Origin of the sequence: uncultured Methanobrevibacter sp. (assembly GCF_947170395.1) — an archaeon.
In the GTDB taxonomy this organism is placed as follows: domain Archaea; phylum Methanobacteriota; class Methanobacteria; order Methanobacteriales; family Methanobacteriaceae; genus Methanocatella.
In genome coordinates, this window is sequence record NZ_CAMVTE010000028.1 from 1 (window position 1) to 16,096 (window position 16,096).

Below are 16,096 nucleotides of genomic sequence, written 5' to 3' on the forward strand. Positions count from 1 at the left end.
ATTTACATAGATTATCTAAAATAATCATAAAATTATCTAATATGATAATATAGTATTATCTAATATTTAAAGGTTTGCTTAAAATCAGTTAATTCAAGAAAAACATAATTTTTTCAATAAAATATAAATAATTTTGATGAGAACACACTTCCCCCTATAAATCAACTATTTTATTGGATTCCCATCAAAATATAATAATAAATGATACCCAACTATTCAAGAGTTGGATAATTTGGACTTTCATTAGTAATTAACAAGTCGTGAGGATGGGATTCCTTAATACCACTGCTTGTAATTCTAACAAAGTTTGCTTTTTCTTTCATTGCAGCAATGTCCTTTGCACCACAATATCCCATGGAAGATTTCAATCCGCCGACCAGCTGGAAGAGGATTTCTGCAATTGTTCCTCTGTATGGCACTGCACCTTCGATTCCTTCAGGAACATATTTTGTGTGGTTCATTTTACTTTTGTTGCCTTGGAAGTATCTGTCGGATCCGCCATCAAACTCACTGGTCATTGCGCCCATGGATCCCATTCCACGGTATTTTTTGTACTGTTTACCGTTCATGACAACAATATCTCCTGGAGCTTCAAGGGAAGCTGCAAGTAAGTTTCCAAGCATTACTGCATCTGCACCGGCACCGATAGCTTTTGCAACATCACCTGAGTATCTGATACCACCATCTGCAATTACAGGAACACCAGTGTCAGCTGCAGCATCAGCAACATCTGAAATGGCGGTAAGCTGAGGCACTCCTACACCTGCAACAATACGGGTGGTACACATTGAACCCGGACCGATACCTACTTTAAGCGCATCGACACCCATGGAAATGAGGTCTTCTGCAGCCTGGGCTGTTGCAATATTACCGACACATAATTCAGCATCAATGTTATCTTTAATGGTTTCGGTAAATTTGACCACATTCATGTTATGGGCATGAGCGCAGTCAATTGAAATGATATCCGCACCGGCCTGGTCAAGTGCCATTGCCCTGTCCAAATCAAACGGACCGCAAGCGGCAGCAACCAGAAAGTCACCGTTTTTATCACGTGCTGCATTCGGGAATTGATCCTGGTTTAAAATATCCTTGATGGTAATGATTCCAACCAGTTTGCCGTCGGAAACAACAGGAAGTCTTTCAACCTTATTATCATAGGCAACATTCAATGCCTCTTCGGCACTGACTCCTTCTTCAACGGTAACTACATCTGAAGTCATTATATCCTTGATTGCGGTGGACGGTTCGGATTTTAAGACCGGTCTGATATCCCTTTTTGAGATAATTCCCATAATCTTATCACCGTCAACAACAGGCAATCCGCTGATGAGTTCGTTGTGCATTAAATCTTGAGCTTCAGCAACAGTGGAATCCGGAGAAATAGTTATAACATCACGGATTGTTAAATCTTCAGCATTCTTAACTTTTTTAACTTCTTCAACTTGTCTTTCCAATGACATGTTTCTGTGAAGAACTCCGACACCACCCTGTTGTGCCATTGCAATTGCAAGGTCAGCTTCAGTTACAGTATCCATAGCTGCACTTAAAACTGGAATGTTTAATTTAATTCCTTTACCCAATTCGATTTTGGTATCAATGTCTTTAGGTTCCACATAACTTGCGTTAGGAGTTAAAAGAAAATCATCAAAAGTGAAAGACATTCTTGCTTCTTGAACTTTTTTTGAATATGACATAAATTACACCCTATTAAAATGAATCACATAATTCCTTAAGCTCGGCTACTGCGGTGTGGTGTATCTTACCGGTATTTCTGTCACCGCCGACACATGCTGCACCTCTGATACCTACAACATCACATCCGATGTCATGCAGAGGTTTTAACTGGTCCTTTTTAACAGAACCTGCAAGTGCAGTCAAAAGCCCATAGCCGTGAGCTTCATCAACAAATTCTTTTAGCTGATCAATATCTAAATAATCAAATAATGTATGACCGTCTTTAACTGCAGTGTCAAGCATTGCCAAATCGCAACCTGCATCCTTAGCCACTTTTGGAATTTCCATAGGGCCAACAGCACCGACACGATGAGCATCAGCATAGCCTGCAGCTACAATAATTGTATCTTCACTAATATCTTTTACAGTTTTTACAACATTTTCCATGACTTCAACAGCTTCATCATGGTCTTTTGTTCCGTATAATCCGACTTTAATGTAATCTGCTCCTGAAACGTGAGCACCCATTGCCGCAAGAGAAACTGTACCAGGTTTGTAAGGCACATCCCCTAAAGTAGCACTGACAAGCTTGTCTTCAGGAGTCAATTCCCTAATTTCCTTAATAACCCATGGGAAATTAGCGCCTAAGGAACCTTCCTTAGGATTTTTTACATCAACAATGTCTGCTCCACCTTTTATAGATTCTAGAGCTTCTTCATGATTTATAGGACTTATTAATAGAAGCATTTATTTCCTCCCAATAAAATATAATTTTATAATATAATAATATTACTTCTTTATTATTTATAATAGTATTGGTTTTTTAAAAAAAATTAGCTAATATGGTGAATCGTTTTGAGAAACATTGTCTTTAATTATTCCATGAGCCTTCGGATAAAATCCTACATCAGTAGATAATTTTCTCATGTTTTCAATGATTTCATTTGTCGGAATGGCTACAGGACAGTTTAAGGTGCACAATCCGCATAACGTACACATGTAAAGGCCTGAATTATAGCATGTCTCATCATCTTCTAGGAATTTGGACATTGCCACTCCACGACCTCCGAGATAATTGTTGAATCCGAATTCATTTCCCACCGCATTATAAACCGGACAGTGAACAACACAGTTGCCGCAGCCTATGCAATAGAGACATTCCGGAGTCGCTTCACTTCTTCCGTTATCCAAAAGAATCACAACAACCCTTTCAGCACCGTACATATTTTTTAGAAGTTTCTTTTCAATATCCGCTGTTTTTGACGGACCTGAAATTACGTTCATATATGATGTGACATAGTTTCCGGTTGCAAATATTGTTTCAAGTTTAACAAGAGAGATTGCATCTTCCAAACAAGGTACAATTTTATCGATTCCAGCTACAATTATATGCAAATCTTTCAGAGAAACTATTGAAATATTGCCCTCATTGTGAACCATTACAAGGGACCCTTCTTCGGCAGCTATAGCATTGGCTCCACTTATACCTACATTGGCATCTTTTAGTCGGTTTAGCACATCTTGCCTTACAGTCTGCATGATTTCACGAGCTTCAGGATTGACGTTAACATCCAAAGATTCATTGACAATGTCTGTGATTTTGGAAATGTTCAAATGAGAAGCGGGACCTGTCGGATGAACCGGTTTGTTGTCAGTCTTTTTAAGCTGCAGGATTCTATCTCCCAAGTCAGTTTCAACAACGTCAATGCCGCTATCTGCCAGATGCCCTTTAAGATTGATTTCACCTAAGGTATTTGATTTGGCCTTGGCAATGGATTTTGTTTTGTAGTGTTTGAGCAATTCATCAATAATATTTAATGCATCCTGGGCGGTTTTGGCAATGCTTACTTCAATATCATTGCGCTTAAATGACTCCAACGCCTGATTAAGCAGTTCGGAATTATTTTCAATTGAATATCTTTTTATTTCACGAACTCGGGATTCGAGTCTTTTGGTGGATTGTGAATCCTTGATGTCATTTGATCTTTTCTTAACTGTGTTAAATGACTTTCTCATTGTTTCAAGTTCACTATCCTTCATCAATCTCACCATATTTCACTAAAAATTCACATAAATCAAGGACTTCCAGATCATCATTTTCCAGATTAAGCTTACAGAACGGACATGGGGTTATTAAAATATCACAATTGGTTTCTTTTGCCTGGGCGATTCTTGCTTTTGCCATTTGATTGGCTATTTCCGGATAGGCTGACTTTACACCGCCACCGGCACCACAGCATAAGCTGTTTTCACGGATGTTTTCCATTTCAACAAGATTTACAAGAGATCGGATAACCTCTCTCGGTTCGTCAAACACTTCACAATGCCTTCCCAGATGACAGGAATCATGATAGGTAACGTCAAAATCCCTTTTTGAAAACTCAAGTTTGCCTTTGCTAATCAGTTCATTTAAAAATTGAGATATATGGATTACATCCAAACCTTCATAATCATCTTTTAGAGTCTTATAACACCCGGCACAGGAAGTCAGAATCTTTTCACCTTTGAGAATTTCATTATTCTTTTGGATTTGCTTTCTGGCTTCATCCTCAAAACCTGTTCTAAGTAAAACTGACCCGCAGCATTTTTCATCTTCAAGAACATGATAGTCAACATTTGCCTTTTTCAAAAGACATTCTGTTGCTTGTGCAATACCTGTTTGTTTTTCACGAGCTGTGCAACCTCTAAAATACAACATAAATTATTCCTCTTCATCCTCAAGAGTGATTTCATTGTTCAGTGCAACTTCCTTTACAATCTTGTTCAAATCATTTTGCATCTTATCCACAATGAAATATAACTTTAACACGGTGTAAAACAATATTACAAATACTAAAATAATTACAAAGTCCAGACCCCGTGTTATACCGAACATACTGGCAAATCTGGTACTGACCTCAGGGAAGATGGAAAATATACTGACAAAAATCCAGAATATTGTCCATAAAACAACAGTGGTAAGAGAATTTTTTCCCTTAAGATACCTTGCAACAAACCATACAATGGCTATAATTGATATAATCGGAAATATAAAAGCATATAAAAACATATTATCACCTTAAAATTGATGTTTAATCATCTGAAGCAATATTTTAAATGCAACAACAACATTTGTACCCTTAGCCTGAGTTTCAGGAGTGTAAATTGTTTCGATTGGAACTTCAGCAAATGGAATATCATTATCGTTAATTTCACGTATGAATTCTGAAGAAATCAGATATCCGGTAGCATTGATGCTAATCTTGTTTAAAGCATCAAGAGTCAATGCCCTGAAACCTGTCTGGGAATCGCTTACATCTACCCTATAAAATATTCTGGTTAAAAGATTCATGATTGCATTTGCAAAATTTCTTGTAAACGGCATGTCCTTAAGAGGTCTTACGCCTATGACGGCTTCAGCTTCACCAGTCACTAACGGTTTGATTACATCATCCAAATCGTCTGCGGAATGCTGTCCGTCAGAGTCCATACTCACAATATATTTGGGATTGAATTTTAAAACAGCATCAAAACCTGTCTGTGTTGCAACACCAACACCACGATTAATCAGTAAAGAAAAAACATGAATCTGGTCGGGATATTTCTTTTTTGACTGCATAATGACATCCAGAGTATTGTCTGAAGAACCGTCATTGACAATGACCATATTATATCCCTTCTCGGCAATAGCTTCTATTACCGGCTGGATTCTTGTTGCCTCATTATATGCCGGAAGAACAACATATGTGGCATCCTTATCTTCTGCTGTTATTTCATATTCCATGTTACACCTTAATTATAAAGGACCTGCGTCTTCTTTTCCTTCACGCATTCCCATTCCAGCTTCTTTTCTCATTGCCTTTCTGTGATACATCATCTTTATCAAATTCTGTGCATGTTCACGTGCCCTGTTTTCTGCAAGTTTTGCAAGCTCGACCGGATCTTCCTCTTCATCCTCATGCACAAATACTTCCAGAATATGGGTGTTTGTCATAAGCTGTGCATTGATAAGGCCTGTTGATGCTTCATGAGCACACATCTTATCTTTCTCCATAGGCCCCGGCATTCCAAGTGCCATTACAATATCACAATTTTCTTCTTCAATGAGAATTTTTGCAGTTACAGGCAAGTCTTTAACGCCAGGAACTGTCTCGCGAATTATCTTTAAATCATAAGCATTCTTTTTAAGCTCGTCAATAGCTGCTGAAGCCATATCAAAGCGGGCAAATGTAGTGTCACAAATTCCAATTCTCATGTAAATTCACCTTATGAAAAATTATGTTTCTATTAATATAAATGTTTAATTAAAAAGAGAAGTATTATCAATTTTAACTGCGAGTAATACTTTGTGAAATAAATTTATGAAAAAATTATTTTACAAAAAAATAATGGAAATTATTTATTTAAAATTTCTAAAAACTTATCCTTAGCTTCGTCAATAGTTAAAGGATAATCCCCTTGCATATCAAAGCCCTGTTCAGCTTCAAGCTGTTGGAATAGCTCAGTAACAATAGGTACTTTCAAATTAGCCTGTTCGAGAATTTCAGGTTGTGCAAAAATCTCTTTAGGTGTACCTTCACCAATCAATATTCCATCAACCAAAACAAAGACTTTATCAGCATAGTTTGGAACCAAATCCACTTCGTGAGTTGAAATGATGATTGTAATTCCTTCTTCATTGAGCTCATTTAACAGCGTACTTAAATTAACTACACCCTGCGGGTCGAGACCTGCAGTAGGCTCATCCAAAACCATTATTTCCGGTTTCATTGCAAGAATACCTGCAATAGCCACTCTTTTCTTTTGACCTCCACTTAAATGGTGAGGAGCAGTCTTTTCAAATCCGCTCATACCAACACGTTCTAAAGCATCAGTTACCCTTTGCTGAACCTCTTCCATGGATAATCCCAAATTTAAAGGGCCAAAGGCAACATCTTCCTCAACGGTCGGTGCGAATATCTGATCATCAGGGTTTTGAAATACAATACCTACTTTCTGTCTGAATTTGAGCAAAGATTTTTTGTCATACTTTAACTCTTCCCCATCGATAAAGACTTGGCCTTCATCAGGTTCGTAAATTCCGTTCAAATGCAGAAACAAAGTAGATTTACCGGCACCGTTTTTACCTAAAAGAGCAACCATCTGCCCTCTTTCAACTTTTAAACTTACTCCTTTCAGCGCCTGATAATCCTTATTGTATGAATATTTAATATTTTTAACTTCTAACATGTTATTCCTCCCTTTTCGGTTCATAAAGTGGAAGTTCACCAGTATAGCCCCTTGAATCCAGAGCAAATTGAAGTGTTTCACTTTTATCAAGAGACCTTAAAAATATTGTACTTGTAAGAGCGCCTAATGATTTGAAAGACGACCAGTAGGAATGGTATCCTAATCTTGTATCCTGTGCCTTTTGCATAGTATCTATTTCGTTTAAGAAAATGAATATTGCATTATACATTAAAAGACCGATTTCGATCATGATTTTTGGAACTTTTAGAGTTGCCAAACAGTGCAATATTTTTGCAATAGGAGTTGTTAAAGCCAAAAATCCCAAACATGGGAAACATCCCATTACTCTAAAGAATGTGTAAACAGCATAATGAAAAGAATCGGCTGTTACAACAATTCCGAAAAAGCCTATTTCAAAAATCACTTCCCCTTTTCCAAAAAAGAACATTAAAAACAAACAGGTAATGACAAGAAACGCAACAGGAATTGTTAAAAATTTCAAATAGGACCAAATGCTTATCCTAGCTATTGCCAAAATAACAATAGACATTACAACGAAAATCAATACGTCAAAATATAGATTATCAAGTGCCAATGTAACTATTAACAAAATTATTGTCAAAAACAATTTAAAATAAGGATTTGTCTCTGTTAATTCATTGTGATGCGCAATATAATCCATATCAAATTTCATAATATCACTAAAAAAAGAAAAAAGAAAGAATAAAAATTAATTATTCTTCTTTACTTTGTCCTCTCCAGTAACCGAAGAAGTAACCAATAATGATTGCTCCTATAGCTGCTTGAAGAGCGAATAATAAACTTTCTATTTCACCACTAGGTGGCTCCCAAATAGATGAAAACCATGGTTCAAAGTTAGTTGCTTCAATTTGTTCACTTGCCGCATCATCAGATCCACCAAAGTATCCATCATCTTCCCCGTGACCATTATACATTGCTAATGGTGCAATGAAAATAATTGCGCAGACAACTGCTAAAATTATTAATGTTGATGTTTTCATATTTATCACCTTATGCTTCATTAGGAGCTAATGCATTAAGTTTATCTAACAATTTTGGTTTGTAAGCTTTTAATCTATCCCAGATAATTACAGTTAAGATACCTTCACCGACTGCTAATGGTACTTGAGTTACTGCGAAGATAACTAAGAAGTTAGTTAATGCAGTTCCAAAAGTAGGAGCAGGGAATGCGAAAGCTAATTGGAATGAAGTAGCTACATATGTTAATAAGTCTCCTAAAAATGCTGCGAAGAAAATAGCAATAGTAGAAGATACATTAGCTTTTGTTAATCCTTTGTATATAAGCCATGCTGCTAAAGGTCCTACGATACCCATAGATACAATGTTTGCACCTAAGGTTGTTAATCCTCCGTGAGCAAGTAAGATTGCTTGGAAGAGAAGTACAATAGTTGCTAATACTGCAGTTACTGCAGGACCAAATAATGCTGCACCTAATCCGTTACCACAAGGGTGAGAACAACTTCCAGTAACAGAAGGTAATTTCAAAGATGATAAGACGAACATGAATGCACCGCTTACTGCAAGTAAAGCTTTGGATTCAGGGGTTTCATCTACAATTTTTTTGATTTGATATAAACCAAATGCAACCACGATGAATGCTACGACGAACCATATTATACACCAGGTCAATGGTAAATATCCTTCCATAATATGCATAAATAAATTCCTCCAAATAACCTATCAATATAATTTGATATATTACTCAATAAAAATTTAAATTATAATTAAATATTATTAAAGTTTTATTGATAATGATATTATATACCTTATTATATATAAATATTATTAGTAATACACTAAACAAAATTTAGTCAAACCTAAATTATTTAATTGAAAAATAAAAAAAGATGATACCATGGATATTAAAAACAACCTGATTTTGGCACTTGATGTTATGAGTGAAAGTGAAGCTATTGAAATTTGCGATTCAGTTAAAGAATATATCGACACGATTAAAATAGGATATCCTTTAGCACTGGCCGAAGGCCTTGAGATAATTAACAAATTAAAAGATCAATTCGGATTCAATGTAATCTGTGACTTTAAGGTAGCCGATATTGATGCCACCAATGAAAAGATCTGTGATGAAACATTCAAAGCAGGAGCCGATGCAATAATCTGCCACGGTTTTGTAGGACCCGACAGTGTTCAGGCCTGTCTTGACATGGCTGCCAAACACGAAAAGGAACTGTTTCTGCTTACTGAAATGTCTCATCCCGGAGCTAAAATGTTTTTACAGGAAAATGCTGATGCAATTGCCCAAATGGGAGTCGATATGAACATTACCAACTTCGTTGCACCGGCAACAAGGCTTGACAGATTATCAGATATTCGCCAAATAGTAGGTGAAGATGCATTTATTATATCTCCAGGTGTTGGAAAACAGGGCGGAGACGGTAAAAAAACCCTCCAATATTCCAATGCAATTATCGTTGGACGTAGCATTTATGAATCTGAAAATCCTCAAAAATCATGCAAAGATTTGATTAATTCACTCAATTAAAGCTAAACTATTTTAATTAAAAAAAATAAAAATATAATTGTTCTTATTATCCTTGAACATACTGGGTTAAATGGAGGTGAAAGGTATGGCATCTGAAGTAACAAAATTAATCATGGAAACAATCCTCGGATTAATTACTACTGCATTCGCATTCGTTGCAGGTTTAGCATGGAACGACGCTATCCAAAAATTAATCGAACAGTTCATCGGATCTGGAGACGCTCTTCCAAGTTTATTCACTTACGCAATCGTAGTAACCGTTGTTGCAGTTATCGTTACTGTATTACTTGCTAGAGTAGCAGGTAAAATGGGTATTGAACTAGGAGAATAGGAATTCTAAATTCCTTTTCTTAATTTCTTTTTTTCAATTCAAACTTTCAAATACAATTCCGCCACATACATAGGACAATTCAAATATTATAAAGCAAACAAACAGCCAGATGTTGAAAACACCACATAAAGCCAGCAGAAATATCACAATTTTCATTACAAAGCGATATTCGAAAAACAGATTTAAAAACTTATTTTGCGTAACATTTCCAATCAGTTCATGGCCCACTTCATCTGAAATGGCAGCTAAAATACATATCAGCAGTATAACAACACCTAATTCAGGAATTCCGCCAATCAGCAATATGACTATAAACGTTATCAGTGTAATCAAATGGTGCAGTCCATCAACTTTCATTACAATGAAATTGCCTATTGGAATAGCTATAAAAATATATGCCGCTTCAACACTGTAAACTGCAGCCAATCCGGATGCAAGACCACATACTACTCCAAAAACACTTGCAGAAGACAAATCATGTTTTTCATCAAATAAATCATCAGAATATTTCATGAAAAATCCTGAAATTAAAAATAATATTGCCAAAAGAATGTAACTCATTTAATCACTACCTATTTTATCCAATGCAGCCGCATAAATCAATGGGAAAATAACAGTAACATCACCAACGACACTTGAAAGATTGGATCCGCATCTTGCCTTTGACCAGGATTTTGCTTCCTCAAGCGGAGCTCCCCCTAAACTGCCAGCTTCGGGCCTGTCCATTGTAATCTGAATAGCTGCATCAAGACCTCCCTTGATAACATTGGAAGCCAGAGTATAATGCTTAGTCAAACCCCCACCTAAAAGTACTGCTCCTACCTTTTCGGATTCAAAGACAATATCTGAGAGATATGGCATATCTCCGGCCGCACTTAGTGTAAAATCATGGTCCTGAGTAAAAATCCACAACTGAAGACCCAACATCGAATCGATAATGCCCGGTGCAAAAATTGGAACGTTGTTTCTTGCTGCTGTGGCCACAAATGAATTTTCATCATCAACCAAAAGGCCAACTTCATGCAATAGCTCCTGAATTGAAATGATTTTTTTCTTTTGAGCTATTTTTTCAAAGATTTTGATGATTTCGGTTTCAAATATTGTAAAATCATCAGAACCGACATTGATATCTGCAATCCTTCCGATTCCATCAGCATTCAAATCCTCATCATCCCTTCCTTCATGGCGATAATGGGATCCTCCAAACGCTTCAACCAAATCATGAGTAATGTTTGCTCCGCTTGCAACAATCAAATCCACATGTCCATCTTTAATCATTTTTGTTACAATATTTCTCATACCGCCAGGAATCAATGGACCTCCAAGACTTAAAAATACGCTCATTTCATCGTCCTGAATCATTTCTGCTAAAATATTGCAAGCTCTTGCGACTCTGCCTGCACCTAAAACACCGGATTGGTCAAACTGATTTATCAAATCCAGTATACTCATATCTTTATCAACGTCAATCTGTGTAACTTTCATTAAATCACTTAAAAATAAAAATTAATTTGTAATAATAGGGAACTGTTTTAAATTGGTAATGCTGTCAATCAGATCTGTTCTTGTGACAATTCCAAGTAAAACATTATCGTTGTCCGCTATGATTAATCTGGAAATTGATTTTTTAAGCATGACCTCAATGGCATTGGCAATTTTTAAGTCTTCATTGACAATAACGACATTTGTAGACATTAATTCCCCTACGGTTTTATCCTCATTGTCTTCGGCTACTGCCTGGACAAGGTCTGTTACTGTAAATACTCCTACAACCTTTCCGTCTTTCATTACAGGAGCACCATCAATTTCATTGTCAGTCAATTTTCTTGCGGCCTCTTTTAGTGAACAGTCCATCTTAAAGGAAATTACATCACGGCTTGCGATATCCCCAACGGTTTTTTTAGGAATGCTTCTTATTGTAGTCGTATCGACAAGCAGGATATTATCCATATCATCACGACCCACGATTTCACCCATAACTCCAAGGTTGTTTACAGGTGTAGGTCCGATTCTTACAGTATCACCAAGATTTAAATCCTTAATGCTGCCTAAAACCTTAATTGCCGCTTCGCATTCACTAGGCTGAGGAACGCTTGTGAATTCTATTTTTGCAACAGAAATATCTTCCAGTCTTTTTCCATTTTTATAAATAGGAACTTTTGAGTCATTGTCTGAAACCTTAATGTTCAATGAGTGATATGCTTCAATGGTCGGTTTGTATCCGCCTCTAGGACCTGGAACTCCCTTAACCAAACCTAGGCTTCTTAAAGATTGCATTTGGTTACGTATTGTACCGGGATTCCTGTTCATTACCTCAGCAATATCTTCTCCCTTAATGGATTTTCCATTGGAAGACTGGTATAAATTAATTAATGTTTGTAAAATTTCCTTTTGAACAGATGTTAACATGTTAATCGCCATCTTTATTAACTAATATATTAAGTTTTGTTTGAAATCCCTTATAAATGTTAATGATTTATAATGATATTTTCAATTAGAAAAATAAGGACATTAAACAATGTTTAAAAAAAATAAAGAAAATGAAATGATTATTTAACAAGCTGTTTTAAATCATTTCTAATGATTGAAGTTGCATCGAATCCTTTGATGACATCAATCATTTCAGGGAATTTGGCTTTAGGAATCAATACATTGATTTGTGAAAAATCAGACCCCGGAGTGAGAGTAGGTTCATCAGCACAAAGTTTATTCTCAATCAGATACTTGGATACTTCTTCAATTTTTGAATTTGCAATGTTAAATTTAACATCAAAGTATTTTTTAGCTGTTATAGCACCCAATAGCTGTTCATAAATCATTTTAGCCTTATCAATTTTCTCTTCACTGCAACTTCCACTTGCATAAAGACCTGCTGAAGAATGAAGGATTGTTTCAATCTCCTTCAATCCGGCTTTTCTTAGGCTACTTCCAGTTTGAGTATTGTCAACAATCAGATCAGCACCTTTGGCAATATAAACTTCAGTTGCACCGTCTGAGTTAATGACCTGCACCATTTCATTATCCCCATCAGTCAATCCCCTGACTTGGACAAATGGTACTGAATCACCATACATTTCCTGATATACTTCATTTTCCATTATGAATTTCCTGGTTAAATTAGGATATTCAGTAAAACATAAAATTGGAGTTTTTCTATCTTTATTTGCTCTGAAAAAGTCAGATAAATTATCATATGGTGCTTCTTTAGGAACTGCAACAATCAAACGGGTTTTCCCATAATCCAAATCACCTAATTTGATTGTGTTTGTTTCTCTTAAAACGGATTCCTCTTTAATCCAATCCTCACCAACAATTGCAATGTCGATGATTCCCCTGTTCAGTTCAACAGGTGTGGATTGAGGACGGGTAAGAAAAGCAGTAATGTCATCATCATTTAAGATTTCAATTTCATAAGCTTCATCACCAGGTTCATAACCTTTAACTTCATAACCTGCATCAACAAATAATTGATAAGTATTTCCTCTTTTTACATTATTTAAACTTCCTTTTGGAAGTCCTAAAATTATTTTCTCGTTCATATTAATACCTAAAATAAGATTATTCGTTTTGATATTTAATGATTTTGATATTAAAAAATAAAAAAAGTTAGTTGTGATATGCTTCACAACTTTGTCTTTGTAATGCATGTTTGTGGGCATGCATATGCTTTACACCATTTTCAGTTACAATCTCATCGATGATTAAAACACCCTTGTGTGAATGAGTGTGTTCACCATCATTGTGGAAATGGAAATGTGAGTGTTCCACATTCTCAGAGTCAATTTTTTTAATTGAATCATCGAATTTTCTGTCATACAATAAAGCAGCATTTAAAACTACCAAACATGACCCTGCATTGTGAACAATAGCTCCTGTAACCGGATTTAACCATCCCAATACGGAACATACAATAGCCAATGCATTGATTGTCATTGAAATAATGATATTTGCTTTGATTGTAAACAGTGTGGAGTTTGAAAGCTTTTTAAGATATGGTATTTTTCCGATGTCATCTCCCAGAAGTGCAATGTCAGCAGCTTCAATAGCCACGTCACTTCCAACAGATCCCATTGCCACACTTACATCAGCTGTTTTAAGTGCAGGCGCATCATTTACACCATCTCCAATCATACAGACTTTCTTGCCTTCACTTTTGAGTTTTTCAATCCATGAAAGCTTTTCTTCTGGAAGCAGATTTCCATGAACTTGACCGATTCCGACCTGTGAAGCAAAGTAATTTGCAGTTTCTGTATTATCACCTGTAAGCAATATAGTCTCGGTGTCCAAATCATGCAGACTTTTTATCATGCTTGCAGAATCTTCACGAATCACATCAGATAAACCGACAAAACCAACAACAGCATCATTTATTGCAACGATTATTGCAGCTTTTCCTTCGTTTCTAAGTTTGTCCAGATAACTTTCATCAACATCAATATTGTTTTCAGCTAAAAATTTGGCATTTCCCGCGTAGACTTTACCATATGAAATATTACAGCTTACACCTTTACCGGGATACATCTTAAAGTCCTGTGGCTCTTCAAGATCCATTTCCAATTCTTTTGCTTTGCTGACAATAGCTTTAGCCAATGGATGTTCACTTAATGTTTCACAGGATGCGACAGCCTTAAGCAAATCGGTTTCACTTAAATCGTCACTGACCGGAATTACATCAGATACCTGTAAATTACCGTATGTTAATGTTCCGGTCTTGTCGAATACCAATGTGTTTAAGCCACCCAATGTTTCAAGTGCCTCACCAGATTTAATGAGCACGCCATATTTGGTTGCCTGACCGATAGCAGCCATAATTGCTGTTGGTGTTGCAAGTATCAATGCACATGGACAGAATACTACTAAAACTGTAACTCCTCTTTCGATATCGCCTGTTATCAGCCAAGCTGCAATAGCAATAATCAATGCAACAGGAACAAGCCATGTTGCCCATTTATCTGCAATCCTTTGGGTTGGAGCCTGCTTTTCATCAGCGGCCTTTACAAGGTCAATCAATTTCTGAAGTGATGAATTTTCACCTAAACTGGTCGCCTTAATGTCAATTGCACCATACATATTCATGGTACCGCAGAATACCTCATCTCCAACTTCCTTATCGATTGGAAGAGACTCCCCGGTCATGATTGATTGGTCAAGTGAACTGGTTCCTGAAATTATCTCACCATCTACAGGTACGCTTTCACCAGGAAGAATTCTTAAAGTATCGCCGATTTTAATCTCATCAACTGATACTTCCTCTTCAACGCCGTCTACAATTCTTCTACCAGTTTGCGGAGTTAAATTGATAAGATTTCTCAAACCTTTCTTAGCTCTTTCAACTGTCCAGTCCTCAAGAAGTGCACCCAATGCCATAATCCATGCGACTTCACCTGCAGCAAAGATTTCACCAATTAAAAGTGAAGCTACCATAGCTATTGCAATCAGAAGCGCTGATGAAATCCATCGCTCACGGATTAGTCTTGTCATAGCAAGAAGCAACATTGGAATACCACTGATTATTACCGCACCCCATGCAGGGTTTAGGTAAATTGGAGTGTCAATTCCAAATATCATGAAAATAACTGCGATTACAAGAAATACAGCAGAGATGATAGTCATTTTCAAGCCAAATAAAAAATCTGTTATCTCATCAATCACATTTTTCACCTTCTTAAAATTTATAAAGTATTACTTTTTTTGGATTTATTTATATATGCAGTATTACTATTTCATAATATTTCCTTCATATTATATAAAAGTATTACTTTTTTTAAATTCCTTTATATACTCAGTATTACTGAAAGGATTTTTAAGTGAAAAAACAGATAACATAATTATGGAAATCAGAACCGCAACGATTGATGATTTGGATACATTATACAATATAGAGAGGGAATGCTTTCCACAATCGGAAGCTGCCAAAAGAAATGAAATTGAAGAAAGACTGATAACCTATCCGAATCATTTCTTGGTTTTGAAAGAAAATACAAAAACAGTTTCCTTCATCAACGGATTTACAACGGATGAAAAGGATTTGAAAGATGAAATGTATGAAAATGCAAGCATGCATAATGAATCCGGCAACTGGCAAATGATTTTTGGAGTAAATACCCTTCCAGAATATAGAAAACATGGCTATGCATCCAAATTAATTAAGCAATTCATAGATAATGCAAAAAAAGAAAATCGTTTAGGTGTTGTTTTAACATGCAAACAGAATCTGGTTTCATATTATTCAAAATTCGGTTTTGGCGATGAGGGAATCAGCGAATCCAAACATGGCGGTGAGGTTTGGCATCAGATGAGATTAACATTTAAAAAATAGTATAATTTAGAGAAAA

Annotated in this window: 19 protein-coding genes; 3 read left to right on the forward strand and 16 right to left on the reverse strand. The window is 36.1% G+C overall.

The features are described from left to right. Positions 1–212 precede the first annotated feature (212 nt). The 11 genes from guaB to Q0W04_RS08075 all read right to left on the reverse strand — a co-directional run bounded on the left by guaB (position 213) and on the right by Q0W04_RS08075 (position 8,583). Positions 213–1,697 (reverse strand): IMP dehydrogenase, encoded by a 1,485-nt coding sequence (guaB, locus tag Q0W04_RS08025; protein ID WP_298501809.1) that lies wholly within the window; start codon positions 1,695–1,697, stop codon positions 213–215. Between the two features lie 13 nt (positions 1,698–1,710). After that, positions 1,711–2,424 carry a (5-formylfuran-3-yl)methyl phosphate synthase gene (locus tag Q0W04_RS08030; RefSeq protein WP_298501812.1) on the reverse strand — a complete coding sequence of 238 codons (714 nt, stop codon included), beginning with the start codon at positions 2,422–2,424 and terminating at the stop codon, positions 1,711–1,713. 90 nt (positions 2,425–2,514) lie between these two features. After that, on the reverse strand, positions 2,515–3,717 hold the full coding sequence (locus Q0W04_RS08035; protein WP_298501816.1) for an LUD domain-containing protein: 1,203 nt from the start codon (positions 3,715–3,717) through the stop codon (positions 2,515–2,517). Continuing rightward, positions 3,707–4,375: a (Fe-S)-binding protein gene (locus Q0W04_RS08040; RefSeq protein WP_298501819.1), complete on the reverse strand. Its 669-nt coding sequence runs from the start codon at positions 4,373–4,375 to the stop codon at positions 3,707–3,709. Before Q0W04_RS08040 ends, Q0W04_RS08035 begins: the two co-directional genes overlap by 11 nt. A 3-nt stretch (positions 4,376–4,378) precedes the next feature. Then, positions 4,379–4,726: a DUF2304 domain-containing protein gene (locus tag Q0W04_RS08045; RefSeq protein WP_298501822.1), complete on the reverse strand. Its 348-nt coding sequence runs from the start codon at positions 4,724–4,726 to the stop codon at positions 4,379–4,381. A gap of 9 nt (positions 4,727–4,735) precedes the next feature. Continuing rightward, the gene (locus tag Q0W04_RS08050) at positions 4,736–5,440 is read right to left on the reverse strand and encodes a glycosyltransferase family 2 protein (protein ID WP_298501824.1); all 705 of its coding nucleotides are present in this window, start codon (positions 5,438–5,440) and stop codon (positions 4,736–4,738) included. 12 nt (positions 5,441–5,452) lie between these two features. Further along, a complete protein-coding gene (gene ribC, locus Q0W04_RS08055) occupies positions 5,453–5,911 on the reverse strand; it encodes a riboflavin synthase (RefSeq protein ID WP_292603096.1) in 459 nt (152 codons plus the stop codon). Positions 5,912–6,051: 140 nt separating this feature from the next. Next, on the reverse strand, positions 6,052–6,885 hold the full coding sequence (locus Q0W04_RS08060; RefSeq protein WP_298501827.1) for an ATP-binding cassette domain-containing protein: 834 nt from the start codon (positions 6,883–6,885) through the stop codon (positions 6,052–6,054). A gap of 1 nt (position 6,886) precedes the next feature. After that, positions 6,887–7,579 (reverse strand): cobalt ECF transporter T component CbiQ, encoded by a 693-nt coding sequence (gene cbiQ, locus Q0W04_RS08065; RefSeq protein WP_298501830.1) that lies wholly within the window; start codon positions 7,577–7,579, stop codon positions 6,887–6,889. Between the two features lie 40 nt (positions 7,580–7,619). Continuing rightward, positions 7,620–7,907, reverse strand: a complete 288-nt coding sequence (locus Q0W04_RS08070) for an energy-coupling factor ABC transporter substrate-binding protein (protein ID WP_298501833.1) — start codon at positions 7,905–7,907, stop codon at positions 7,620–7,622. Positions 7,908–7,917: 10 nt separating this feature from the next. Next, positions 7,918–8,583: an energy-coupling factor ABC transporter permease gene (locus Q0W04_RS08075; protein WP_298501836.1), complete on the reverse strand. Its 666-nt coding sequence runs from the start codon at positions 8,581–8,583 to the stop codon at positions 7,918–7,920. Between the two features lie 199 nt (positions 8,584–8,782). Here Q0W04_RS08075 and pyrF point away from each other — a divergent pair, with 199 nt between their 5' ends. After that, positions 8,783–9,430 (forward strand): orotidine-5'-phosphate decarboxylase, encoded by a 648-nt coding sequence (pyrF, locus tag Q0W04_RS08080; RefSeq protein WP_298501839.1) that lies wholly within the window; start codon positions 8,783–8,785, stop codon positions 9,428–9,430. 85 nt (positions 9,431–9,515) lie between these two features. Further along, a complete protein-coding gene (locus tag Q0W04_RS08085) occupies positions 9,516–9,761 on the forward strand; it encodes a DUF5654 family protein (RefSeq protein WP_298501842.1) in 246 nt (81 codons plus the stop codon). Positions 9,762–9,794: 33 nt separating this feature from the next. Here Q0W04_RS08085 and Q0W04_RS08090 read toward each other — a convergent pair whose 3' ends face one another. From Q0W04_RS08090 to Q0W04_RS08110, 5 genes are all read right to left on the reverse strand, one after another. Then, positions 9,795–10,322, reverse strand: coding sequence for a hypothetical protein (locus tag Q0W04_RS08090; protein ID WP_298501845.1), 528 nt, complete (start codon positions 10,320–10,322; stop codon positions 9,795–9,797). Continuing rightward, positions 10,323–11,246: a deoxyhypusine synthase gene (locus Q0W04_RS08095; RefSeq protein WP_298501848.1), complete on the reverse strand. Its 924-nt coding sequence runs from the start codon at positions 11,244–11,246 to the stop codon at positions 10,323–10,325. A 21-nt stretch (positions 11,247–11,267) separates the two neighbouring features. After that, a complete protein-coding gene (locus Q0W04_RS08100; protein WP_298501851.1) occupies positions 11,268–12,170 on the reverse strand; it encodes a CBS domain-containing protein in 903 nt (300 codons plus the stop codon). Positions 12,171–12,310: 140 nt separating this feature from the next. Further along, a complete protein-coding gene (locus Q0W04_RS08105; protein WP_298501853.1) occupies positions 12,311–13,300 on the reverse strand; it encodes an ATP phosphoribosyltransferase in 990 nt (329 codons plus the stop codon). A gap of 67 nt (positions 13,301–13,367) precedes the next feature. After that, positions 13,368–15,413 carry a cation-translocating P-type ATPase gene (locus Q0W04_RS08110; protein WP_298501856.1) on the reverse strand — a complete coding sequence of 682 codons (2,046 nt, stop codon included), beginning with the start codon at positions 15,411–15,413 and terminating at the stop codon, positions 13,368–13,370. Between the two features lie 178 nt (positions 15,414–15,591). On the opposite strand from Q0W04_RS08110, the gene Q0W04_RS08115 reads away from it, so the two are divergent. Further along, the gene (locus Q0W04_RS08115; protein WP_298501859.1) at positions 15,592–16,080 is read left to right on the forward strand and encodes a GNAT family N-acetyltransferase; all 489 of its coding nucleotides are present in this window, start codon (positions 15,592–15,594) and stop codon (positions 16,078–16,080) included. Positions 16,081–16,096: the final 16 nt, after the last annotated feature.